This is a genomic window from Vibrio sp. SCSIO 43136, assembly GCF_023716565.1.
In the GTDB taxonomy this organism is placed as follows: Bacteria; Pseudomonadota; Gammaproteobacteria; order Enterobacterales; family Vibrionaceae; genus Vibrio.
Genome location: NZ_CP071849.1, coordinates 593,004 through 616,681 on the forward strand (window position 1 = coordinate 593,004; position 23,678 = coordinate 616,681).

A 23,678-nucleotide genomic window follows, 5' to 3' on the forward strand; every position below is an offset into this window, starting at 1 on the left:
ACCTTAGTAAAGCGTGTGATTAAACAGTTGCAGTTGTACGGTTTCGCCCACTTCGACGTTACCACGATCTCTTTCAAGTACAGCAAAACAGTTGGCAAGACTCATGGAGCGAAATGCGCCAGAGCTTTGGTTGCCAGTGCTTTCGACATAGAATTTACCGTCTTCAATGGTGTATATCGCACGTTGGTAGTCTGTACGACCAGGACCTTTTTTGAAACGAGAGCGAGTGATGGCAGGAATAGACGGTTGTGGTTTCCACTGAGTATGACCGTGCAACTTAGCGATCAATGGCTGTACCAGTTCATACATGGTCAACATCGCAGACACTGGATTGCCAGGAAGGCCGCAGAATAGGGCATCATCTAACTGACCAAAGGCAAAGGGTTTACCGGGTTTGATGGCTAGTTTCCAAAAACCGATTTCACCGAGTTCTTCAAGGATATCTTTGGTGTAATCTGCTTCGCCAACACTTACACCGCCAGATGTAACGACTACATCAGCCACTTGCTGAGCTTTTTCAAAGGTTGCTTTGAGCTGCACTGGGCAATCAGGAATAATCCCAAGGTCGATGGCTTCACAGCCAAAGTTGACGATAAGCGACTTAATGCCATAACGGTTGCTGTCGTAGATTTGTCCCTCGCCTAGCGGTTCGCCAATTTGCTTGAGTTCATCGCCAGTTGAGAAAAATGCGACTTTAGGGCGGCGAATGACTTCGACTTCCGCGATACCCAAAGAGGCAACCATAGGAATATCGCGAGGGGTTAGGCGATGACCAGCACTCAAGACTAGGTCGCCGACGTTGATGTCATCACCCAGTGGACGGATGTTGTTTTGTGGTGCGACGTCGGTTTGAGTAAAGACAATACCTTGTTCAGTTTGTTGGGTGTTTTCCTGCATGATGACAGCATCGCAACCTGCAGGGACTGGCGCACCTGTCATGATGCGAACGCAGGTACCTTCTGGCCATTCGCCATCAAATGGTTGGCCTGCAAAAGACTTTCCTGCCAAAGGCATCGCTATATCTGGTTTAAGCTCCGCAATGCGAATTGCGTATCCATCCATTGCAGAGTTGTCGAAAGGGGGAACAGAAATAGGGGATTCTATCGCTTTGGCAAGCACTCTTCCTTCAGCCTGCGGTAAGGGTAAAGTTTCCGTGTCTTGAATTGGGGAAACACTCGACAACATTTTCTCCATCGCCGTCTCAATTGCCATTAGACCCGGCGCATCACAACAACCCATATTACATTCCTGTTCGTTATTATTGGATATCGGCTGAACCATAGCATAAATCATGCTTTGACATCAGTAACCCAACGCAAAATATGGGTGTAATTGTGGCTAAATCCGAGTATCCTTGTCAGCTATTTTAAAAGGGTCCAATCAAGCATGGGAGAGGTAAACATGTCAGGTCTGAGTGCATCAGCCAATTTGGTTAGGGACGCATTGATCGAGAAAGGTATTGAAACACCACTCGTACCAAACAACATCAGCCGAGAAGAGAAAAAAGAGCGCATCGAACATCATATGCGTGAAATCTTGTCGCTGCTGGAGCTAGATTTGTCCGATGACAGCCTAGAAGAAACGCCACACCGCATAGCTAAGATGTACGTTGATGAGGTGTTCTCAGGGCTAGATTACGCAAACTTTCCTAAGATCACCGTTATTGATAACAAAATGGCGTGTAGCGAAATGGTTCGCGTAAAAGACATCACCGTGACTAGTACTTGCGAGCACCATTTAGTGACCATCGATGGTAAAGCTGCTGTCGCCTATATCCCGCGTAAGAAGATCATTGGTTTGTCCAAAATCAATCGCATTGTTCGCTTCTTCGCTCAGCGACCTCAAGTACAAGAGCGCATGACACAGCAAATCCTTGTCGCTTTACAAACACTATTAGAAACCGATGACGTTGCGGTCACTATGGATGCGGTACACTACTGTGTGAAATCACGTGGTGTGATGGATGCGACCAGTGAGACCACAACCACAGCTCTAGGTGGGATTTTTAAGTCTAACCCAGCTACTCGCCATGAGTTCCTGCACGGTTTACGCTAGTCCAACGAGTTAAGTTCCAAACAAAAGCCCCGAAGTAGCAATACTTCGGGGCTTTTTAGTCGGGTAGAAATGATAGCTGGGATTAAGCGCTGGTTTTAAACTGCTTAACCGCTTCGTCCATTTCTTGCGCTTGGCTAGAGACGCCATTGACTTCTTCTAAACACTGTTTTGCAGAGACCATGTTGCCATCTGAAATTGATTGTAGTTCAGTAATCGATTCAGCCACTTGATTCATCACAATGCCTTGTTCTTCAATGGCAGAAGCAATACGCTCAGAATTGCTTTGGATGTTTTCCATATCAACGATGATTTGTGAGAAGTTGCCATCCAAAGTTTGAGAGAACTGTTTGGTTTCTTCGCCTTGACGGTTACATTGCTCAATATCGTCAACCACGGTCGACATTTGGCTTTGGATAGAGGTGACCACTGAGGTGATTTCTTGAGTCGAATCGTGGGTACGACTTGCTAATGCGCGAACCTCATCAGCAACCACGGCAAATCCGCGACCTTGCTCACCCGCACGAGCGGCTTCGATAGCTGCGTTAAGTGCCAACAAGTTTGTTTGTTCTGCGATGCCTTGAATCATCTCTACCGCACCACCAATTTGTGCCACAAACTGATCAAGTGACGCAATTGATGCTTGGCTGTTGGCGAGTGTCGCGGAAAGCTCGTTGATGTTATCAACCGTATCACTCACCACGCTGCGACCAGAGCTTGCATTGTTAGCAGCTTGTTGCACACCTTCTGCCGCTACGGCAGTGCTTTCGGAAATCTCACTAATGGTCGATACCATCTGTTGTACAGCGGTGGCCATCGATGTGGTGTGCTGTGCTTGAACTTCAAACTGTTCGATAACACTTTGAAGCTCGCCCTGCATTGCGTCTGTGCTGCTAAACAGCATTTGCGACTTCTCCTGTGACCCAGAAACGAGCTCTTCAATTTTGGTCAAAAGATCATTGAAGTAGCTGCCTAAGGTAACCAACTCATTCTTACCGTGTAGGTTAGTGCGCATACCAATGTTGTTGGTTTCTGAAATCTCTCTAATTGTGTCTAGAATTTCGTTGATGTTGCGAGAAATAGAGATGATCATTTGTGCCATTAAGGCACCAATGACGGCGATAATGATTGCAGAGAACAGAAGCTTGGTGCGTTCTAAGCTATTTTGGTGTTCAGTCACCCCTTGCTCCAAAATTTCTGCCGCATGACCAAACTGCTCCTCAATCTGGTGTGAGCCACCACGGACATCACCCTTTAGCCCTTCATTATACTTGAGACCAATAGTTTTAAGCTGGTTGACCACGGCTTGGGCAGTGGCAAGAAGTTCTGGTGTTGACTCGTCCTTAATTAACTCTGGTTCTAAGCTACCTGAGAACACTTTTTGGTCGAAAGCAGCGAGGTGGAAATCACCTTCGTAGTCAGCAAGATCATAGGCTTTACCTAGCTCACGCTTGTACGCACCTAATAAACCAGATTTATCATCGAGCCCTAATGTGCGGTAGGCGTTAACTAAATTAACAAAGGTCGTTTGGTAGTTCTTTAGATCCTGTCCAAGCCGAGTAGGGTAGTCAATGCCGTATTCCGTCAAAGTATTTGAGATAGATTGGTTAATGTTTAGGAATGTATCAGCATTTTTGTTGAAAGTAGCGAGGTACTTGTCGTTGCCACGTAGTAAGAAGTCTTTTTCATTGCGGCGAAGATTGAGTAGGCGAACCTCGAGCTCTGCAAGTTGAGTGCGAGCACCATTTAAAGTAGATACCGTGTTTGAAAAATAGGTCGACATAGCCAATGAGGCAACTATGCCAAAAATAGATACAAGTCCAGCGACAATGAGGCGTGATTTGATATTCATAATAGTAACTTTTACTTGAGTTCCAATTAAGCAGTCTAGTACCAATAACCACACTAAATGTGACGGTTATGTGACAACTGCGGACGTAAAGCAAAGTGCGGGTTGATGCCCGTCTATCAAATCCAACTGACAGTGAGTGATTGCACATTCACTCTTTTTAATAAGAATAGTCCATTTCTATGGAAGTCAAAATGTTATCGGAAAAACGCTAGAGAGTATAGCGTTCCAAATAGATTTTTATAAGATTAATCAATAATTTCCGACTGTGTGTTAGGGCACTAACCTAAGACTCGAATCTAATCGAGATATGGAGGAGTTTACAGTGTTAATGGTTTGTCGTCATACCTTGTGCGGGTTTCTGACGTACATTTTACAAAAGTAGTTGCAGTGGCTACGAGTGCAGCCACTGCTTTTATGTTATTTGAAGTCGATGAGCTCTACATCAAATATTAGTGTGGAACCTGGTTTGATTGGGCCAGCACCACGAGTTCCGTAAGCAAGATTGCTAGGAACGAATAGACGAAGTTTTTCACCCCTAGTCATCAACTGCACACCTTCTTGCCATCCAGCAATCACTTGCCCGAGGTTGAAGCTGATCGGTTCGTTGCGCTCAACAGAGCTATCGAACACAGTGCCATCAATTAGCGTACCGTGATAATGCACAGTCACTGTGCTGTTAATGGTTGGACGCTCTTCGCCATCACCTTGAGTAAGTACTTGGTATTGAAGGCCAGATTCTGTCGTGATCACACCTTCTTTTTGACCATTTTCAGCCAAAAACGCTTGTCCAATGGCAAAGTTTTCGTCGTTAGCTTTATGATTTGTCCAGGTGCGGTAGATAAAAAAGCCCGCCAAGACAAAGATGATGATTGGAAAAACAATCTTAGACACTTGCTATCCTTTTCATTGAGAAGTTTTAGAAAGCAGGTAGTTTATCGTTTTTACGAGATCATTAACATCCTCATGTCCTGATGTGATCAGCTCATACTTTCCTTTAATAATGAAGGTAGGTACACCATTGATTTGGCTTTGCTGCGTGATTTCATCGGCTTCATTGAGCAGTTCAAATAACGCCTTTTGCTGAATTTCATCGAATTGATATGGGCTAACCAAGCCATACTCATTGAAAAGGCTTTCGAGTGCTTGTTGGCGAGCCTCACCAGTGGTGTAGTCTTGAGATTGCATTACCGAAAACAGTTTTTCCATCATCTCATGGTCTGGAGTGCTGTCTAACTGCATTTGTGCTGCATAATAGATTAGAGCTGCAACTTGTGCGCTTTCATTGAAGGTAATGTGTACTTTACCAATCGGTTTGTTGATCCCTTCTTCAATCTGCGGGATCACTTTTTCCATGCTGCGACAATGGCCACAGGTAAGGGAGAATACTTCCGTAACAGGCGTAATAGAGTTTTGTTTGAGCTCGGTAGGTAGTAGTTTGTATTGCTCGCCGAGTTTCGGCTCGGCAGTGTCGCTACAACCAATCAGTGCGAGAGAAGACAAAACCAGTGTAGCTAGAGATAGCTTTTTTATAATCATTTGTATTTTGTAACCTTTTAGGTGGAAACTTGGTGCTAGGTATTCAGTTGGAGGCAACACCAAGTGACGCTAAATGCTCTTTCTAGAGCTGAATCGATATATTTAGAGGATAACTTGTATGAATGGTTCAATCTGTTTTAGGAACTGTGACTGGACGCAAGGAAGTTTACCTAATATGTTCAAAAACTAAGCGTTACCATCGAGATTGAAAAACAATTGTGAATTGGGCTTAAAGGAATCCCCGTTTTTGCCGATACTAGGAGTATCAGCTCAACACTGAGATTAAGGTCAAACAAGAATGAAGATTCGATTTACACTCATTGCGCTAATTAGTGCAGTCCTGATGTCAGGCTGTGAGTCATTAGCGCCCCCAAGTATGCTAGACACAGCACCGCAAACCGAAGCGGAAGTTCGTTATCCAGATTGGGGTGAGGAAGAGCAAGATCCACAAGCTCGCGTAAATCAAATGCGAGCACAGCAAAGCCAACCTTCGCCATTAAATAGCCAAACGAACAGCTCTCGTATGGTCAGTCAAGGCAGCATGATGGCCACCAAGCCATCAGGAAATGCGATGGCTCAAATGAGAGATTTGCTCGCTTATATGGAAAAAAAAGGGCTGCGTTACGATGTCATACCCGGTCAACATACGATTGTTAAGCTAGAAGAAACGATTCGCTTTCAGACGGGATCTGCGGCGATCACCTCTGGCTCTCGAGTTTGGTTAGAAGATCTTGGGCGATTTCTATCTAATAATCCCCAAATCAGCACCGTGATCGATGGTCATACCGATAGTGTTGGCAGTAACCAAGTTAATGATCCTTTGTCAGATAAACGAGCCACCCAAGTAAAGTTACTTTTTACCCAATCTAACGTACCGGCAAATGCGGTATACACTCGCGGATATGGGAAGCATCTGCCAAGTTGTTCAAACTTGTCTAAGACAGGAAAAGCATGCAATCGCCGAGTAGAAATCATGTTTATCGGCACTGTTCAATAATAAGCAAAAGATTTACAAATGAGCGACTATTGAGTCGCCCTTTTTGTTTCAGCTGCCTCTTGGTGCAAACATAATAATCGCCATTCCAAACAGCGCCACACTTGCCCCGACTAAATCCCATAATGTTGGACGAATGCCATCGACCGCCCATAACCATAAAATCGCAACAAAGATATAGACCCCGCCATAAGCAGCATATACTCGACCAGCAGCGGTTGGGTGCAGCGACAATAGCCATGCAAACAGGGCTAGGGAAATAGCAGCGGGCAGAAGAAGCCATGCGCTTTTATCTTGCTTGAGCCATAGATAAGGTAAGTAGCAGCCGATGATTTCGGCTAAGGCAGTAACAAAAAATAGGGCTAGGGTTTTAATTTCAGGCATGTTGTTTTCTACATTAACCAGCCAGCGCGGAAAGAGACGCCGACAATCACAAATAAGATCGATAAAACGGTCACAGGAATGATGTGCAACGCCATATCCACCAAGTTCTTTTCTGAAAGCTTGGGAATCACTCGAAACCTTGCATCCAGAGCAAGCGCAAAGGTAAGAAACAGCAAGGTTAACTTAGCCGCAATCCCATGTGCTAGCGGTATCGACATATCAAACCATAGGCTAACGTCCGGTAGCATACGATAGGCGAGCATTAAACCGGTGATGATTTGAATTATCAAAGCTGGCATTCCGATTTTCTCGTACACCGACTCAAACTCAAGTAACTGTTTCGCACTGCGGTTCTTCAAAACTCTTGGCAAAATGACCACGGATAGAACAATGTGGCCACCCGTCCAAATGGTGGCAGCTAAAAGGTGCAAGGTGAGAAGTAATCCGTACATAAGCAGTTAATCCATGAAAATAATTCTCACTATTATTTCAGTTGGCGTAGCGTATTTCTTTGATCAATTCGTACTCAGTGAAACTAACTCGGCAAATAAACGAAAAAACCACCCAGATAGGGTGGTTTGTCGATTCGAGTTTGGATTAATTTAGCTCAGTCCAATAATGTTGCCATCTTCATCAATGTCGAGATTCATGAAGGATGGCTTTTCAGCAAGACCTGGCATGGTCATTACGTTACCGCACAGTGCGTAGATGAAGTTAGCACCAGCACAGAGTTTTAGCTCACGTACTGAGACATCAAAACCTGTTGGAGCACCTTTTACTGCGGTATCTGTCGAAATAGATAAAGGCGTTTTCGCCATACACACCGCCAGCTTGTCAAAGCCATGCTTTTTAAAGGTAGCTAACTGCTGTTTCGCTAGATCAGACAGTTCAATCTTTGCTGCGCCGTAACCAACTTCCGTTACTGCCATCAGCTTCTCTTCTAGCGTTTGTTCAAGCGTATATAGAGGGGTGAACTCAGATGGAGTTTCACAAGCATCTACTACCGCTTGCGCAAGTTTTGCAGCGCCTTCGCCACCTTTGCCAAATGCTTCACTGATTGCAACTTTTGCTCCCATAGCTTCAACCCATTCGCTAAGAAGAGCTAGCTCTGCATCCGTGTCTTGTGGGAATCGGTTGATCGCAACGACTGCAGGCACCTTGTATTTGGCAACATTGTTGATGTGCCATTTTAGGTTCTCGAAGCCAGCTTCAAGTGCGTTACGGTCTTCACCGAAGATTGCATCTGGTAGTGGCTGCCCCGGACGTAGGTCATAAAGGCCTGAGTTTGCTTTTAGGCCACGCAGAGTTGCGACCACTACAGCACAGTCTGGGCCATGACCAGACATGTTCGCCTTAATGTTACAAGCTTTCTCAAAGCCCATGTCTGAACCGAAACCACCTTCAGTAACGGTAAAGTCAGCCAGCTTGGTTGCGATACGGTCAGCGATGATAGATGAGTTACCGTGTGCGATGTTGGCAAAAGGGCCTGCATGAATTAGCGTAGGAACACCTTCTAGTGTTTGCATCATGGTTGGCTCAATCGCATCTTTCATAGTGACTGTCATTGCACCAGCAACTTTCAGATCTTCTGCGGTTACTGGCTCGCCATCAAGATTGTACGCCATAACGATACGACCAATGCGTTTACGCAGGTCATGCAGGTCTGATGCTAGTGCAAGAATCGCCATCAATTCTGATGCCGCTGAAATATCAAAACCGTCTTCACGTTCGAAACCGTTGATGGTTTTGTTTGGCTGGTTTTTGCCCACAGTGATCATGCGAAGTGCACGGTCGTTGTGGTCCATTACGCGTCGCCAAACCACATTTTCTGGGTCAATACGAAGGGCAGGGATGCCGTTCTTCTCAGCGTAAGCATCATAGCCTAGACGCTGCTCATGATAGATGCGTGCATCGATAGCAGCAGACGCTAGGTTGTGTGCAGCGGTTACTGCGTGGATGTCGCCAGTTAGGTGAAGATTAAGCTCTTCCATAGGTGCAACTTGGCTAAAGCCACCACCCGCAGCGCCGCCTTTAACACCAAATACAGGGCCCATAGAAGGCTGGCGAATACATGCCATTGCAGATTGGTTGATTTTTGCTAGGCCTTGAGCAAGACCGATCGTTGTTACGGTTTTGCCTTCACCTAGTGGTGTTGGTGTAATTGCCGTGACGACAACTAACTTACCACGCTTTTTTTCCTCTAAGCGTGATAGACAATCTAGTGAAATTTTTGCTTTGTGGCGTCCTTGCGGATTGATTTCTGATTCTTCTAGCCCGGCCTTGCGCGCTACAGTATCAATCGGTGAAAGTGGAGTGGAACGACAGATTTCGATGTCACTCAGCATGAATACCCCCTACATGCCAAAAAGCTGGTTACGGAAACGTTTGCGTGCGAAATATACCTTGGTATTTGTCTTTGTAAAGCCTTTTATGTGGTGATAAATGCCAATTGACTAAACTCTAACTTATTTGCACTTCAAACCTAGGTGAACACATGTCTCTCCCCCCTTTTCAAGGGGGAGTCAGAGGGGGTTAAAAGTAGAACTCAAAGCGTAAAAAAGGTTTGCTAGTTGAGCTAGGTTTTTAGCGAGCACCATCAAATGTATTGACCATGCATTATCACAACAACCCCTCCCAGTCTCCCCTTAGCGGATAACTCATCGAAAATACATACACTTCCGATCAAGGGGAGGAGCATCCTTTGCCAATCTGACTAGTGTATAAAAGCCAGCTTATCGCTGACTTTTAAAACAGGATTAACGATCCCAGTAAATCTCTTCCAAGCTATCTTCACGCTCAGGAAGTGCTCGAGATAAGCGAGGCGCATGCTGGGTTAACACCTCATAGCTTACACGGTTAGCATATTTACAAATCTGCGATAGCGAAGAGTAGCTTAAATACGCTTGCGAGTGCTTATCTGAATCGACCACGTTTGCTTTGTGGTAGAGATTTGCAGCCATGTCGTGAAGCAGAGTTGAGAGTGCAGCATCACCAGCACCGTTAGTGTTTTTAATTTCTAGAGGACCGCCTAAGTATGGCTCAATATGAGAGTAGACTTTAATCGGTTGTTCACAATCGGACTTGCGCATGGAGCGGCTAAACTCAAACTGGTTAAAGTTTTCGATGCTGCCTTCACGCATTGGGTTGTTCGATTCACGCTTAGTGCTTTCTTCAGTGTAGCCCGCCATATATAGCCCTTCAGGGCCTGCCGTGCACAAAACCAAGTCAACCCACTCTAGGGCTTTGTCTGCCGCTTTCAATGGATCTAACTCGCCTGTTAGCGCTTCGCCTTCTTCTTCATTCATCGCAACAACAGTGATGTTGTCACGCAGATACTCTTGCCACCACTCGGCTTTGCCTTCGATGACGTATTTGGTACCAAGGGTTAGAACCACAGGCACATTGTTCTCTTTCGCCAACTCAATTGCACGCTGAACCGCTTTAGGCATTGGGTCTTCTGGCTTGCCACGCATAAGGTAAGAAGAAACAACAAGCGCTGCTGCTTTCTTGAAAATGTGTGGTGGCACGCTTTCGGGATTAAGCTGGTTCATGTGACCTTCGTTGATGGCAAAGGTACGCTCACCATCATCGCTGATCAGGGTGTAACAACGACCAATCGGGCCATCAACGGTCTCAAGATAGTTAAGATCCATACGAGAGGAGGTGTTACACAGATAACGATATGCGTATGATCCAACTTCGATATTCTTGCTCATCACACCCAGCAGAACGGATTTGCTGTCAGCAAGCACAGAGTAGTTGTGCAGCGTATTACCAATGGTATCGCCAGGGTGTTCATGGGTGATAAGACGTTTTTCTTTTAGTTCCTGATATAGAGCGTCCGCTTTGCTCTCTTCTAGAACGAGGGAGTGACCTTTACTTAGGTCGTATTTCTCTAGGAAGTCATCATCGACACGAGCTTCGATATCTACGATGGTTTGACCCACACCCACAATTGTCGGGCGATGAAGTTTCGGTGCCTGACGGATCTGGTTGATTAATGGATCACGAGAGTGGCTCGGAAAGTAGTGTTTAGACTTACGCTGACCAGGAAATTTCATGGAAAAAACGGGGTTATGAAAACAAGGTGCGAATTCTATCACAAAAATTTAGTGAGGATTACATTTGTTGCAATCAATTTGTCATCAAGTTTTGTTTAAGAGGCAATAGTAAAACAGGGCGATAATTCGCCCTGTTTCGATTCAACTATTTGGTAGCCACTGGCTCTACATAAGCCGCCGTTCCCCACAGTGGTACCGTAGACAAACTGTGCTTGAAGCTGCCTTCGGTCTCTTTTGTTGTGTATGACAAGTAAAGTAGGGTTTGGTTTTCAGCATCGTAAATACGACGAACCTTCATCGATTTGAAGAAGATGCTCTTAGATTGCTTAAATACCACTTCCCCCGATTTGCTCTTGTCGATACTCGCGATCATCTCAGGAGTGATGTCACCAGTTTGGCGACAAGAGATTGAGCTGTCACTTGGATCAGCCAAACTCAAGTTGGCTTCAACGGATGCAATATGACAGGTTACACCGGGGATCTTGTCGTCATCAAGGTTAGATATCTTGATGTCTTTTAGTGTAAAGATACCCAGAGAAACATCACCCACTTCATTATCAGAGCAGCCCATTAGGGCTACTGAAAGCCCAAGAATTGCAGCGAGTTTTTTCATCGTTAAGCCTCAGTTAGTTGTGTGTGCCCAGTCTTCTTCGATTCAGCGAGAATTCAACGCCTTGTTAGCGTTTCTCAGGAAAAATTGGGAAGACTCAGTAAGATAGAGTAACCAAGAGTATAACGACTTGTTGGTTAATGTTTATAGCATTTAGCAACAATTATTCACTCTGATCGGATTTTTCTGCGTAATAGTGAAGCAGTTCCGTCAATGTTTTAACCCAAGCGAGAGCATCTTTTGGTGGGGTTTGCAGGATTTCTTCGACTTTAGCGCAATGCACTTCTAGGCTAATGGCCTTTTCTAAGTTGAAAGAGATTGCGTAGAAATGCCACAACAATAGGCGACTCATGCGTTGAATGTTTTGCTTCGCATTGTCAGACTCTTCAAAAGCCAAGATTACCTGACCAAGTGCGATTGCGCTCATACGCAGCATGGCATCAAACTGTGCAGCTTTCATGCGTTCTTCGTTGTCGGTCTCTTCGTTCTCGAATGTGAACAGCTCGCTCATCATATCTTCTGGCACCATACGAGTGAGAATGCGCATGCTAAATTCTTCCAGTTCGTGCCTAGGCATGGTTACCAAACATTCAAAGCTGTAATCACGTTCCATAAAAAGTCTCCAACGGTTAGGGGGCGCATAGTCTACCCAGCTTTAAGTTCAGTTTACAGTGTAAATAGGCACTTGGTAGCGAACTAATTGGGTTACTGGTGTGATGACTAAGAAAAGTCGTACAAGATCAAAATTTTGCGTTATTATTTGCTCAATATCACACGATTAACTGGCATTAAGAGGCAGACGATGATTTCTAAGTGGGCAGTCCGATTCTTTCAGATGGCTGAACTGGTTGCATCTTGGAGTAAAGATCCATCAACACAAGTTGGTGCGGTAATTACCAAAGCTAACCGCATTGTATCGGTTGGTTTTAATGGTTATCCGCACGGTATTTCTGACAGCGCAGATACTGATGAGCGTGATATGAAATACTTAAAAACGCTTCATGCAGAAGAGAATGCCATCCTATTCGCCAAGCGCGATTTGGATGAGTGTGAGATCTGGGTAACTCATTTTCCTTGCCCGAACTGTGCAGCGAAGATCATTCAAACAGGTATCAAAGCGGTGCATTGCCCTGAGCAAACGGAAGACTTTTTATCGCGTTGGGGCGAGAAAATTCAAGTCAGCCAAGACATGTTTGAGCAAGCTGGGGTGGAGGTAGATTGGTTACCACTGGCCGAACTTGATATGAAATAACATTTAGAAGCCTGCTTTTGCAGGCTTTTTTACGAAAAATCCAACCTTAAACGCCTTCCTATTCATTAGTATTAGCTACAATTGTAATTGTTAATACTTTCCTTTTAATTGTGGGGAGAAGCTGTGAAGCGAGCCTTGTACTTATTTACGCTATGGGTTGTTGCGAGCCTCATAAGCCCCAGTTACGTTTACGCCTCAGTGACGCCATCTCTAGAGCCAGATACTTTTGTCATCGGTGTTATCAGTTCCAACCCTAAAAAAGCCATTAAACGAGCAGGTCCGCTTGCAAAGTATATTGCCGAGCGCTTGCGACCATTTGGCGTTCAACATGGCAAAGTGATTGTTGCACCCGACAACAAACGAATGTCCCGTTGGTTGGCCCAAGGTCGAGTCGATATGGTGTCTGAAACCGTATTTTCTGCCAATGAGTTAATAAAGGAAAGTGGGGGGGCCATTCCTATTGCTAAACGCTGGAAAGGTGGCCTTGCTGAATATTACACGGTGTTTTTCTCGAAACAGAGTATGGATATTAGGGGTTTTGAAGACCTGGTTAATAAAACGGTTGTGTTTGAAGACCGTGGCTCTACAAGTGCTTTCTACATTCCTGCTGCGATCTTGCTCGATAGTGGTTTTGAGCTGTTTGAACTCACCTCTCCGAGAGAGTCTCCTCCCGAAGGGAAAATTGGTTACTTATTTGCCGATGAATTAACCAAAGCGGGTGGTGAGATAAACATGTACTCGTGGGTATACAACGGGATTGTGTCAGCGGCGGCTTTTAGTAGTGAAGATTGGGACTCGGATATTGCACCCAACATTAAGGAAACTCTGCATATATTTTACCAAAGCCGTTCATTAGCACGTTCTTTGGAACTCATTCGCCCAGGTATGGCTCCTGCGATGATAGAAGCGATAGAACAAGCTTTGCTGGATATGCATGAGAGTGAAGAAGGAAAAATCGTCCTTAAGCGCTACAAGAAAACCACTAAGTTTGAGGCTGTCGATGAACAACTCATGAAGGACTTAGAGTGGGCCAAGAACTTAAAATCACTTGTTGACGATAATTTGGTGAACTGACGTTAATGAAGCTACTTAGCCGTATTACCATCGCTAACACCGTGTTGGTCATCATCGCCATGGCCGCACTAAGCTTTGTGCAGCTATTAGTGTTTCGCCAAGGCTCTGATGTTGTGATGAAACAAACCACGGAGTTGGTCTCTCAGAGCTTAACTAACCAGTTAGAAGCGCGAGCTAAATATACCGCCAACTATTTAAGTGACTCACTGATTAACCCTATGTACACCTATGACATGGAAGGGATCTACGATTTACTTAAACCAGCACTAGACAGCGAAGAGTTGGAACGAGTAGTGGTCTTCGATGCGAAAGGGCACACCTTTCATACCGGGTTGAGAGTCGACCCGAATTATGGTCAGGCGGTTGAGAACAAACAACTGCTCCATCGCATACTTAATCTTAAGAAACCCTACTCAAAAATAGACTCAGACTTCTTCACTTATGGCGTGCCCTTGATGATTGGGGATGAGCTACTCGGTGGCCTTTACTTGAGTTTCTCACTCGAGATCATTCAAGAGCAAATTCATGAGACTCAGGTGGTTATTCAAAATGTTAAGCATGGTGCTCAAACAGAGATCACTTTTGGTGCGGTAGGGTTAGCTGTCCTATTTAGTGCATTGGCGATAGGCGTCTCTTTCATTGTCACTAATTCAATTATTTCACCTTTGGCAGATCTCATCACGCAAACCAAACGGATCTCTAAAGGGGAGCTTGACTCGGTGAGTACCGAGATCCGACGTAGTGACGAACTTGGCGACCTCGCTGCTTCATTTAATGAAATGTCAGCAAGCTTGATTGAGCGTCGTAAAGCAATAGAATTCCTTGCCTATCACGATCATCTCACTGAACTACCAAACCGAACCAAATTTACTTCGTTGGTAGAAACTTTATTGGTCCAGCGTCGATTCAATCATGAGCCGTTAATGATTCTGTTTGTTGATTTGGATGACTTCAAAGCCGTCAATGACAACTTCGGCCATCAAGCGGGTGATAGGTTGCTCATCCAAGTCGCTAATCGGTTTAGGCGTACGATTGTTGCTAGTCGCCCAACATATGCACCGAGTGAAGACGTTGTGCTATCAAGAATCGGTGGTGACGAGTTCTTGATTTGCTTACCTGAATGTAAGTGTGAGGGCATTGTTGAACGGCTTATTCAGGATTTGATCAATGAGATCCGTCGCCCGATCATCATAGACAATGAACAGTTAGTGGTCGGGGGCAGTATAGGTATTTCTCGTTACCCTGAAGATGGCATGACGGCGGACGATTTGGTTAAGTGCGCTGATATTGCTATGTATCACGCCAAAACCAACGGCAAGAACATGTACTGTTTCTTTACTGATGAAATGCGTGATGCGGTACTGAAGAAATCCATGATGGAGCGTCGCCTGCATTTGGCGATGAAGACGATGGAACAATTTGCGGTTTGGTATCAGCCATTTTTTGATACTAAAACCGGCAGCCTGATTGGTGCTGAAGCGCTTCTACGTTGGAATCACCCAGAAAAGGGTACCATCCCACCAGATGAATTTATCACGGTAGCAGAAGAGTGTGGTTTGATTGTAACCTTGGGAGAGTGGGTGATTTCTCAAGTTTGTCAGCAGCTCAAAAGTTGGCAGGATCATTTGGGGGATAATTTCTATATCTCGGTTAATTTGTCAGCAAAACAGCTTTACGGTCAACAGGTGGTAAAGGCTTTCTACAATCACATCGAAGCTTCTGGCATTGATAGTTCTAGGCTGCACATCGAGGTGACGGAGAGTCTATTGATGAGTAATGAGCGCGAAGCGGCGTGCTCGCTCGAGCAGTTACGTTCTAAGGGCATGCAGGTATGGCTGGATGATTTTGGTACCGGCTTCTCGTCACTTAACTATTTGCGTCAGTTTAAAATGGACGGTTTGAAAATCGATAAAAGCTTTGTACGAGACATTGAAACCGATGCCAATGATCGAACCTTGTGCAAAACCATTATTTCACTGGCGCACGATTTGGGGCTAGATATTGTTGCTGAAGGGATTGAAACTCAAGCTCAGTTGGACTTTCTAGTCGCTGAGGGTTGCCGCATCGGACAGGGGGATTTGTTCGCTTCTGCGATGTGTTCAGATAGTTTTGAGCAACGCTTTTTCATCAAACAAGTCAGTTAGGCCATCGAACCAGTCTTGATTCAATGGCTTAACTATTTTATTGGGCCAGCAGGTAATCAAGTCCACCACAAATCGCTGCAACCTGTGCAAGATTACACTCTTGCTCGGTGACTTTCGGGCTATCCGGGTACACTTCAGTGGTTGTGCCGTATTGGCAATTGCTTAAACCGCTACACAATCCTAACGACTTGGTCGGGTAATTAATCACGCCGTGCTGAACGATTGGTGAGCCGATGATTTTATTGTCGGCATCAGGCGGTGCGATGTGAGTGACTTTTTCAACCGCTTGAATGATGGCGCTTTGGAAGGCTTCATTTGGGTTGTCGGTATCGCCAACTAGGTAGAAACCGTCTGGTACATTGTCTTCGATATAACTTTTGCCATCTCGAGCGGCAAGGGCAGGACGGAATTCACTTTCATCGGTGTCTGTCGTCTCATGAAGATCGATATGGGCGAACACGTTCGGTGTGTGTTCAGTGACCAATGCCATTAAGGATGCAGATTCTTGCGCTGGACTGTCTGGGTAGAAAGAGCGGTTGGGGTCAATGGCGTGTGGATTCCAACGGTTGATGGTCTCATATCCCCATGGGCTCACACATGGCGCGATCAGGAAATTAAATTCACTGGCATACTTCTCAATAGCATCGCTTGCAAATAGCAGAGCACCTTGAACGCCACTGGTTTCGTAGCCGTGTACACCGCCAGTAATTAAAATGGTTGGCTTACCTTCATCCCACACTTTGCTCTTTAGGGCTTTGAGAGGGTAGCGAGATGGCTCAATGTCGAGAGCACCGTAATCTACAACCACAAGGGTCGAGCTGATGTTTTCTAGCTTATCTAGGACTTGTTGCTGGTAGCTGCGTTTAACGCTGGTTTGTTGATACCAGGCGTGTTTTTCCTTGTCTGTCCAAGGCGTATTCGGTGTACCAATCGGGTAGTGATGTTGGGTTTGGCTCATATTGCGTGTGTCCTAGGTTCCACAAAATGTTTGGTAGTATCGATCGCCATCTTCAGGTGTATCTTGATAGCGAGATGTGTCTTGAAGCTGTTGATAGGGCGAGCCTACCACAGTGAGAAACGCTTGCGCAGCCTTGTCGTTATATTCGCTTACACACTGATCAATAATTGACTCTACGTGATGATTTCTTGGAATAACTAGTGGGTTGGCCGCTGTCATCTGTTCCAATGCATTGGACGATTCCTGCACCGCATTCCACCATGTATCAAATGGTGCAAAGTTCAACGCACTGACAAGTTTACCATTGGCAACACTTTGGGTGAGTGATACGAAAGTACGTGTATAGTCTAGCTCTTTCTCTAAGAAGGCTTGAAGTAGAGTGTCGATCAGATCTCTTGGAGGTTCGTTTGTATCTAGCCCAAACTTGCTAGCCATCATTTGATAATAAGCGGTTTTAAACTTGTCACTAAAACCAACAATGATTGGCTCAAGCACAGCGACGGCCTTATCACTGTCTGTATCCACTAGCGGCAGCAATGCTTCGGCTAACCTTGCCATATTCCACTGCATGATCCATGGTTGATTGCCAAAGCTATAGCGGCCTTGTTCATCAATGGAGCTATAAACCGTGTGCGGATCATAGACTCCCATCATGGCGCAAGGTCCAAAGTCGATGGTTTCGCCTGAAATGGTGGTGTTGTCGGTGTTCATCACACCGTGAATAAAACCGACTCTCATCCACTCACTGACAGTGTGTATTTGCTTATATACCACCGCTTGTAAGAACTGTGAGACTTTGTCTTCAGCCTTAGTAGAGATATGTGGGTAATGCCTTTTAATGGCAAAATCCAACAAGTTTTCTAGGTCTTGTTTGGAGCCGTTGGCGGAAAAATATTGGAAAGTTCCGACACGTAAGTGGCTTGCCGCTATACGAGTGACAATGCCGCCAGCTTCAAAGCCTTGGCGCATCACTTGATCGCCAGTACCTACGACTGCAAGGCTTCTGGTCGTTGGAACACCCAACCCAGCCATCGCTTCACTCATTAGATATTCTCGAATGGCAGGGCCAAGCGCACTGAGGCCGTCTCCTCGGCGAGAATAGCGTGTACGACCTGACCCTTTTAGTTGGATATCCCAAATCTCATTGGGCGCAGTGTGTAATTCACCGAGTAGGTGTGCTCTTCCATCTCCTAGCGACGGGTTGTAGTGACCAAACTGGTGGCCTGCATAGGCTAGAGCTACGGGCTCGCTCTCTTCTAGAAGCGCTTGACCAGAAAATAGTAATGCAGCGTCTTCGGTAGCTAAATCTTCGAAGCCTAGTTTTGATGCGAGGTTGGTATTCCAAAACAGTAGGCTTGGTTTAGAGACCGTTGCAGGGAGACAGGCTTGATAAAATGCGTCTCCAAGTTGGGTGTAACTGTTTGTGAGTTTCACTTTACGTCCTTTAAGGTGAATGTTGCCCAAGATTACCGATTATGGTTAGGGTCTGCGAGCCAGATCTCGAGCTAGAATAAGCGCAAGTCCAAAGACTTGGAAGAACAGAGCGAGATTCTTGTAGTAATCATACTGCTCTTGTTGATGTTTCATTATTTCGCTGATATCGATAATTTGCAGATAGTAGTCGTCTATTTGATTACGTTGGTTGGCCTGTTCTAGATCAATGGTTTGGTTAAGTTCACCCAGCGTTTGCTGGCTGGGCAGTGCGACATCTGTGCCAATCCAAACTGAGAGCTGCTGCTTTAAGAAGTCAGCGCCTTGCGCTTGCTGCTCTTCTGGCATTGCAGTGAATAGCACTAAGGTTTCTCGCTTTCTCTCTAGGGTATTGATTCTCTCCCATGCACGATCAATCGCATAGAGATGTTGAGTCTTCTCTCTTTCTAGTTCAGATGAGATGTGTTCAAACTGGTCGAGTTGAACGCCGGTAATGATGAGCGCCACCACGTTAAGCATCAAGCCCATTAGTACTACGACCCAAGCTGGGGGTTTAAGCCATTTCAACAAATTGATACCTCGTCAGTAACACAAGTGTTAATTGAAAATGAATATTGCCATCAGTCCCCATTAATGACGCTACACATACACTGCTATCATCCAATCAAGAGAAGCAGGACAAGAAAATGGAACCTATCAGTATCGTAGTTATCACGCTCAATGAAGAGAAACGCATTGCAAACCTATTACAAGATCTCAGCAATCAAACTTACCAAAAATTCGAAGTAGTGTTAGTTGATTCAAATAGTAATGATAGCACTGTAGAAATCGCCCACTCTTTTAAAGACAAGCTACCTGCGTTAAAAGTTCACACTATGGATAAACGTGGGGTTAGTCTAGGCCGTAATACCGGTGCCGAACTTGCCACTCACCAGCGCCTACTTTTTTTAGACGCAGACGTACGATTGGATGGCGATTTTCTCTCTCGTGCCATGACCCAGATTGATAAGACCAAGTTGGAAGTCTCAGCGGCATACATGGGCGCAGATAAGTTGTCATTTGCGTATAAAGCAGGCTATGGCGTATTTAACGCTGGGTTATTCGCTACTCAGTTTTTCTTCCCGACGGCGGTAGGTGCTTGCATCTTCTCAACCAAACGACTCCATCAGGAAATCGGTGGGTTCGATGAGCAAATTGTGCTTTGTGAAGATTGCGATTACGTCAAACGAGCCGCTCAGACTTGGCGTTTCCGAATGCTGCCAGTGAGTTTCCAATTTGACCCACGCCGTATGGAACAAGATGGCTTTTTCACCATGGGCTTAACCTACTTAAAAGCCAATGTGCGACGTTTCCTGTTTGGCGAGATGCGAAACAATGAAATGGAATATAAATTTGGCCACTACAGCGAACAAAACTAGATGTCGACATGGATTCTCTTTGTTGGGGCGCTGCTGGATGCGTTGATAGGCCCCAACTTACTTTTTCCGGGTGAACCCTTTTTCCTTGCTGCAGGTGTTGAGCTTTTTTCAGGCAGTTGGATAGCTGTTGTGGCGGTACTTGCAGGTGGTTTTCTAGGAGACCAGATCAGTTACTTTGTTGGTAAGTACCAAGGCAGTCGCTATCTAAAACGCTACGCAGCCAACAGACCTAAGGTTCGCAGAGCCGTGGCTCGATGCCGACTGCTGATGAGAAAACGTATTCACACGGTATTGGTCGTGAGTCGCCTACTTGGTCCAGTTGCTTGGGTGATGCCATTTTTAGCTGGAACCCAAAAAGTGCCTTGGCTAACCTTTACTTTGTTCAGCTCCGTTGGTTTGGTGCTTGGTATCGGTCAATTCATCTTTTGGGGGTATATGGGCGCAGCGGGAGTAGAATATATCCCTTGGCTCAATCCGATCCAAGCCTACGTGTCAGAGCATTATTTGACTATGCTAGCCGTCATGGTGAGCGTTGGTATGAGCTATTACTTGTTTAAGCAACGCAAAAGTTTAGCTTCGGTAAAGTCCGTCTCTTTCTTACTTTTTACGCTTTCACTGGCTAACTATCAGAACTTTTTTGCCAATGCGGACGATAACTTACTCAAAGTAGAGCCAGCTACGCCAGTGCATTGGTCTGAACTTGAGTTGGTTGCTTATCCGGGGTATGGGCAAGGTTATGCGGCACAAGCGGTTAACCTGATTTATGTAGGAGAGTCGCCTAGAACCTTAATGCTTGAGCTAGGCTGGATTGAGAACAAAACCTTCTCACGTCATGACTTGGATTTATTAGATTACCTTTCGCTAATCAAGGCGGGCACACCACCGGTATCAGATTTGATTTGGAGTGGAAGACCACAAGATCTTGCGTTTCAAGAAAAGGGCACCTTGCTCAAACGCAATCACTTGCGCTGGTGGTATGCTGGCCTGTATCAAAACACCCCTGTTTGGGTGGGTGCGGTAAGCTTTGATGACGGATTAGCAATTAAGAAACACACGGGTATCGTGACTGTGTTACATGCCATCGATCCAAACGTAGATAGGATGCGAGATAAGTTAAAATCTCAACTCTTTAGTGTCAATGTAGAGCATGAGTTGATCCCACTGGCTCAGTCAATGGCGGTGAACGAGTCGAGAGATTATTACACTGATGGGCGGGTGTTAGTTATTAACCACTCTGAGCAGTTAAAACTTGCAAATATTTGGTAGAGAAAAGCGCTTACCCTTGCATAGAAGCAGAGTAAGCGCTGGGTGCGATTAATCGAGTTTATCAGCATAACCTTTTGGAGGAGGTGTCCAGCCTCGCTCGCTTCTGGTATGTCTGTCGCTGCGATCTTTTTGCATCTCTTCAAAGATAGATTCTTCGAGTTGGATGAAGAGGTCTCGGTAATTGTTGTCAAAGCGAACTTCGTCACTGCCGCCTTCCCAAGCCTTATATAAAAGGTCAGACTTCGCGTCCTCAACCCGTTTGTAGCTGCCTTTTTGTTGCTCGATAAGGAATGGGTGTACGCCTAGTGTGCGCAGGGCATGGCCCCCAATTTCTAGTGCAGAGTGATAAGTTTCTGACTCGATAATGTCAGCGCCAGCTTGGCGAAGTTGGTAGTTATGGCCGCGGTCAAACGCTCTCGCAATCACAACCACCTTAGGGTAGGTGTGCTTGATGTACCTGACTAGCTCAACACAAGCTTCTTGACCATCCATAGCGACGACTACAGCAGCCGCATGCTCGATCCCTGCGGTGTGCAGTAAGTCTGGTCGAGTGGCATCACCAAAGTAGGCTTTGGTGCCTATCTGGCGCACGGCGTCTACTTGATTAGCTTGATGGTCGAGAACGACGGTTTTGATACCATTGCTGACCAATAAGCGGTTGACGATTTGGCCAAATCGACCGACACCCGCCACTATCACTGTCCCCATTTCTTCGATCTGATCAGGCTCTTTGTCATTCGATTTCTGTTCATATCGAGGCAAGATCACTTTATCAAACAAAATGAACAGCCCTGGAGTTAGGAACATAGATATTGCTACCACCAGCGATAGTGTTTGTGCCAGATCGGTTGGCAATACATGGTTTTGAACACTGAAACTTAACAGTACAAAACCAAATTCCCCTGCTTGCGCAAGACTTAGGCCAAATAGCCAACGGTCGCTGTTTTTGATGCGGAAAATAAAGGCGAGTGAGAATAGCACCAGTGCTTTAATCACCATGACCCCTAAGGTAAGGCCGATGATGATAAAGAAATCACTGAATAGGACAGCAAAATCGATGCCCGCCCCAACGGTGATGAAGAATAGCCCCAGTAACAAGCCTTTAAATGGATCGATGTTGGATTCTAGCTCGTGTCTGAATTCACTGTTTGCTAACACTACGCCTGCTAGGAAGGTCCCCAATGCAGGAGACAGTCCAACCAAACTCATCAGAGCTGCAATACCAATCACTAACATGAGTGCAGCGGCAGTAAAAATCTCTCGCAGCCCCGAGCTTGCAACGAATCTAAACAGTGGACGAGACAAATAATGTCCAGCAAAGACCACACCTACGATTGAGGCAGTAATGACTAGTCCATATGCCCAGCCTGGAAGGCCAGCGACTAAGCTCAATTCTTCATGGTGCTCGGCTGCGGAATGAGCTGCACTCTGCGCTTTTTCAACCAGCTCTGGTAGAGATAACAAAGGAATGAACGCCAGCATTGGAATGACGGCGATATCTTGGAACAGCAACACGGAAAATGCGTTTTGTCCGCCTTCGGTTTTTGATAAACCTTTTTCACTAAATGTTTGCAATACGATGGCGGTAGAAGACAGGGCGAAAATGAGACCAATAGTCAGAGCGATTGTCCATGTGATACCCAATGCCATCGCAATTGCCATCACGATGACGGTTGTAGCACCCACTTGCAATCCGCCTAATCCGATCAAGCGGTTGCGCATTGCCCACAGCATTTTAGGTTCTAGTTCTAAGCCTACGAGGAACAGCATCATCACCACACCAAATTCAGCAAAGTGCTGTATGGTAGTAGTTTCATCTCCCACAAGGCCAATCACAGGGCCAATGACGACCCCAGCAATCAGATAACCGAGTACTGAGCCTAGACCCAGGCGTTTAGCAATAGGGACTGCGATAACGGCCGCTACAAGGTAAATAAAAGCTTGGAGGAACAGACTGGTCATACATTCGACTCCTTATTTACTTTGTCTAAGTAGTAATTAAGCTTTTCAGCACTACTTGCTTGTGCAATGTCTATCTTATCGTCTACAAGCCAACTAAGAAGCTCTCCATAGCGAGCTGCATGAGACTCGATTCGCTTTTCTTCTAAAGCGGTACGTGCACCAAACAGAGCAAATGGTGGAAGGTAGTTCATGCCCGTGAGTGAGGCCATTTGTTCAAGCGGTTGTAGCAATTGGCGAATGGTGAAATGGTTATAGCCATCAGCATGGTAGGCTTCAGCTTTGCCGCCGGCAGAAAGGACACACAAGAAGGTTTTGCCGTTCAGTGCCTCACCACCATTGCCATAGGCAAATCCATACTCCAGTACCAAGTCTTGCCACTCTTTGAGTATAGCTGGAGTGGAGTACCAATAGAGAGGAAACTGGAAAATGATCACATCGTGGTCGATTAAGCGTTGTTGTTCCCTATCGATATTGATTCCATAGCTTGGGTACTCTTGATATAGGTCGACACAAGTCACTCCTTCTGATTTCTGAGCGGCTTTAAATAGCGGTGCGTTAACTTCTGAACGATGCTGTGATGGATGGGCATATAGCACCAAGACACGTTTTTTACTCATAGATATCCTTAAATGAAGTAGCTAAAACTTAGTACACTACTCAATAGAGTTACTATCTATTCTTGGT

At 45.6% G+C, this 23,678-nt stretch carries 22 protein-coding genes; 7 read left to right on the plus strand and 15 right to left on the minus strand.

Annotation, left to right across the window (positions count from 1 at the left end; all coding sequences use genetic code 11):
- Positions 1-3: 3 nt before the first annotated feature.
- The gene (moeA, locus tag J4N39_RS17390) at positions 4-1,239 is read right to left on the minus strand and encodes a molybdopterin molybdotransferase MoeA (RefSeq protein WP_252026253.1); all 1,236 of its coding nucleotides are present in this window, start codon (positions 1,237-1,239) and stop codon (positions 4-6) included.
- Between the two features lie 162 nt (positions 1,240-1,401).
- Here moeA and folE point away from each other — a divergent pair, with 162 nt between their 5' ends.
- The gene (gene folE / locus J4N39_RS17395; protein ID WP_252026255.1) at positions 1,402-2,055 is read left to right on the plus strand and encodes a GTP cyclohydrolase I FolE; all 654 of its coding nucleotides are present in this window, start codon (positions 1,402-1,404) and stop codon (positions 2,053-2,055) included.
- Positions 2,056-2,137: 82 nt separating this feature from the next.
- Here folE and J4N39_RS17400 read toward each other — a convergent pair whose 3' ends face one another.
- From J4N39_RS17400 to J4N39_RS17410, 3 genes are all read right to left on the minus strand, one after another.
- Entirely contained in the window at positions 2,138-3,904 is a 1,767-nt protein-coding gene (locus J4N39_RS17400; protein ID WP_252026257.1) for a methyl-accepting chemotaxis protein, read from the minus strand.
- Positions 3,905-4,321: 417 nt separating this feature from the next.
- Positions 4,322-4,795, minus strand: coding sequence for a BamJ family beta-barrel-assembly machinery protein (gene bamJ / locus J4N39_RS17405; RefSeq protein WP_252026259.1), 474 nt, complete (start codon positions 4,793-4,795; stop codon positions 4,322-4,324).
- 12 nt (positions 4,796-4,807) lie between these two features.
- Positions 4,808-5,440 carry a thiol:disulfide interchange protein DsbA/DsbL gene (locus J4N39_RS17410; RefSeq protein ID WP_252026261.1) on the minus strand — a complete coding sequence of 211 codons (633 nt, stop codon included), beginning with the start codon at positions 5,438-5,440 and terminating at the stop codon, positions 4,808-4,810.
- A gap of 298 nt (positions 5,441-5,738) precedes the next feature.
- Here J4N39_RS17410 and J4N39_RS17415 point away from each other — a divergent pair, with 298 nt between their 5' ends.
- Positions 5,739-6,437: an OmpA family protein gene (locus J4N39_RS17415; protein ID WP_252026263.1), complete on the plus strand. Its 699-nt coding sequence runs from the start codon at positions 5,739-5,741 to the stop codon at positions 6,435-6,437.
- A gap of 48 nt (positions 6,438-6,485) precedes the next feature.
- Here the strand turns inward: J4N39_RS17415 and J4N39_RS17420 are convergent, their stop codons facing one another.
- The 6 genes from J4N39_RS17420 to J4N39_RS17445 all read right to left on the minus strand — a co-directional run bounded on the left by J4N39_RS17420 (position 6,486) and on the right by J4N39_RS17445 (position 12,102).
- Positions 6,486-6,818, minus strand: a complete 333-nt coding sequence (locus J4N39_RS17420; protein WP_252026265.1) for a YnfA family protein — start codon at positions 6,816-6,818, stop codon at positions 6,486-6,488.
- An 8-nt stretch (positions 6,819-6,826) separates the two neighbouring features.
- Complete coding sequence (locus J4N39_RS17425; RefSeq protein ID WP_252026267.1) at positions 6,827-7,270, minus strand: CopD family protein; 444 nt, start codon at positions 7,268-7,270, stop codon at positions 6,827-6,829.
- A 150-nt stretch (positions 7,271-7,420) separates the two neighbouring features.
- Positions 7,421-9,163, minus strand: coding sequence for a formate--tetrahydrofolate ligase (locus tag J4N39_RS17430; RefSeq protein ID WP_252026269.1), 1,743 nt, complete (start codon positions 9,161-9,163; stop codon positions 7,421-7,423).
- 411 nt (positions 9,164-9,574) lie between these two features.
- Positions 9,575-10,879 (minus strand): inosine/guanosine kinase, encoded by a 1,305-nt coding sequence (locus J4N39_RS17435; RefSeq protein ID WP_252026271.1) that lies wholly within the window; start codon positions 10,877-10,879, stop codon positions 9,575-9,577.
- A 145-nt stretch (positions 10,880-11,024) separates the two neighbouring features.
- Complete coding sequence (locus tag J4N39_RS17440; protein WP_252026273.1) at positions 11,025-11,492, minus strand: CreA family protein; 468 nt, start codon at positions 11,490-11,492, stop codon at positions 11,025-11,027.
- 160 nt (positions 11,493-11,652) lie between these two features.
- Entirely contained in the window at positions 11,653-12,102 is a 450-nt protein-coding gene (locus tag J4N39_RS17445) for an exoribonuclease R (protein ID WP_252026275.1), read from the minus strand.
- A gap of 189 nt (positions 12,103-12,291) precedes the next feature.
- On the opposite strand from J4N39_RS17445, the gene J4N39_RS17450 reads away from it, so the two are divergent.
- The 3 genes from J4N39_RS17450 (at position 12,292) to J4N39_RS17460 (ending at position 15,959) form a co-directional block, all read left to right on the plus strand.
- A complete protein-coding gene (locus tag J4N39_RS17450; RefSeq protein ID WP_252026277.1) occupies positions 12,292-12,741 on the plus strand; it encodes a dCMP deaminase family protein in 450 nt (149 codons plus the stop codon).
- Positions 12,742-12,864: 123 nt separating this feature from the next.
- Positions 12,865-13,815 carry a phosphate/phosphite/phosphonate ABC transporter substrate-binding protein gene (locus J4N39_RS17455; RefSeq protein WP_252026279.1) on the plus strand — a complete coding sequence of 317 codons (951 nt, stop codon included), beginning with the start codon at positions 12,865-12,867 and terminating at the stop codon, positions 13,813-13,815.
- Between the two features lie 5 nt (positions 13,816-13,820).
- The gene (locus tag J4N39_RS17460; RefSeq protein WP_252026281.1) at positions 13,821-15,959 is read left to right on the plus strand and encodes an EAL domain-containing protein; all 2,139 of its coding nucleotides are present in this window, start codon (positions 13,821-13,823) and stop codon (positions 15,957-15,959) included.
- A gap of 37 nt (positions 15,960-15,996) precedes the next feature.
- Here the strand turns inward: J4N39_RS17460 and J4N39_RS17465 are convergent, their stop codons facing one another.
- Genes J4N39_RS17465 through J4N39_RS17475 form a run of 3 tightly spaced genes read right to left on the minus strand, consistent with a single transcriptional unit; the run spans position 15,997 to position 18,915 of the window.
- Positions 15,997-16,917, minus strand: coding sequence for a M14 family metallopeptidase (locus J4N39_RS17465; RefSeq protein ID WP_252026283.1), 921 nt, complete (start codon positions 16,915-16,917; stop codon positions 15,997-15,999).
- A 12-nt stretch (positions 16,918-16,929) separates the two neighbouring features.
- On the minus strand, positions 16,930-18,351 hold the full coding sequence (locus J4N39_RS17470) for a protein adenylyltransferase SelO (protein ID WP_252026285.1): 1,422 nt from the start codon (positions 18,349-18,351) through the stop codon (positions 16,930-16,932).
- Between the two features lie 45 nt (positions 18,352-18,396).
- Positions 18,397-18,915 (minus strand): DNA mismatch repair protein, encoded by a 519-nt coding sequence (locus J4N39_RS17475; protein WP_252026287.1) that lies wholly within the window; start codon positions 18,913-18,915, stop codon positions 18,397-18,399.
- Between the two features lie 119 nt (positions 18,916-19,034).
- On the opposite strand from J4N39_RS17475, the gene J4N39_RS17480 reads away from it, so the two are divergent.
- A complete protein-coding gene (locus J4N39_RS17480) occupies positions 19,035-19,766 on the plus strand; it encodes a glycosyltransferase family 2 protein (RefSeq protein ID WP_252026289.1) in 732 nt (243 codons plus the stop codon).
- Positions 19,767-21,032, plus strand: coding sequence for an LssY C-terminal domain-containing protein (locus J4N39_RS17485; protein WP_252026291.1), 1,266 nt, complete (start codon positions 19,767-19,769; stop codon positions 21,030-21,032).
- Positions 21,033-21,080: 48 nt separating this feature from the next.
- On the opposite strand, the gene J4N39_RS17490 is transcribed toward J4N39_RS17485, so the two are convergent.
- Both J4N39_RS17490 and J4N39_RS17495 read right to left on the minus strand, forming a co-directional pair.
- Positions 21,081-22,994, minus strand: coding sequence for a monovalent cation:proton antiporter-2 (CPA2) family protein (locus tag J4N39_RS17490; RefSeq protein ID WP_252026293.1), 1,914 nt, complete (start codon positions 22,992-22,994; stop codon positions 21,081-21,083).
- Positions 22,991-23,611: an NAD(P)H-dependent oxidoreductase gene (locus J4N39_RS17495; RefSeq protein ID WP_252026295.1), complete on the minus strand. Its 621-nt coding sequence runs from the start codon at positions 23,609-23,611 to the stop codon at positions 22,991-22,993. The genes J4N39_RS17490 and J4N39_RS17495 overlap by 4 nt, the downstream gene beginning before the upstream one ends.
- Between the last annotated feature and the right edge of the window lie 67 nt (positions 23,612-23,678).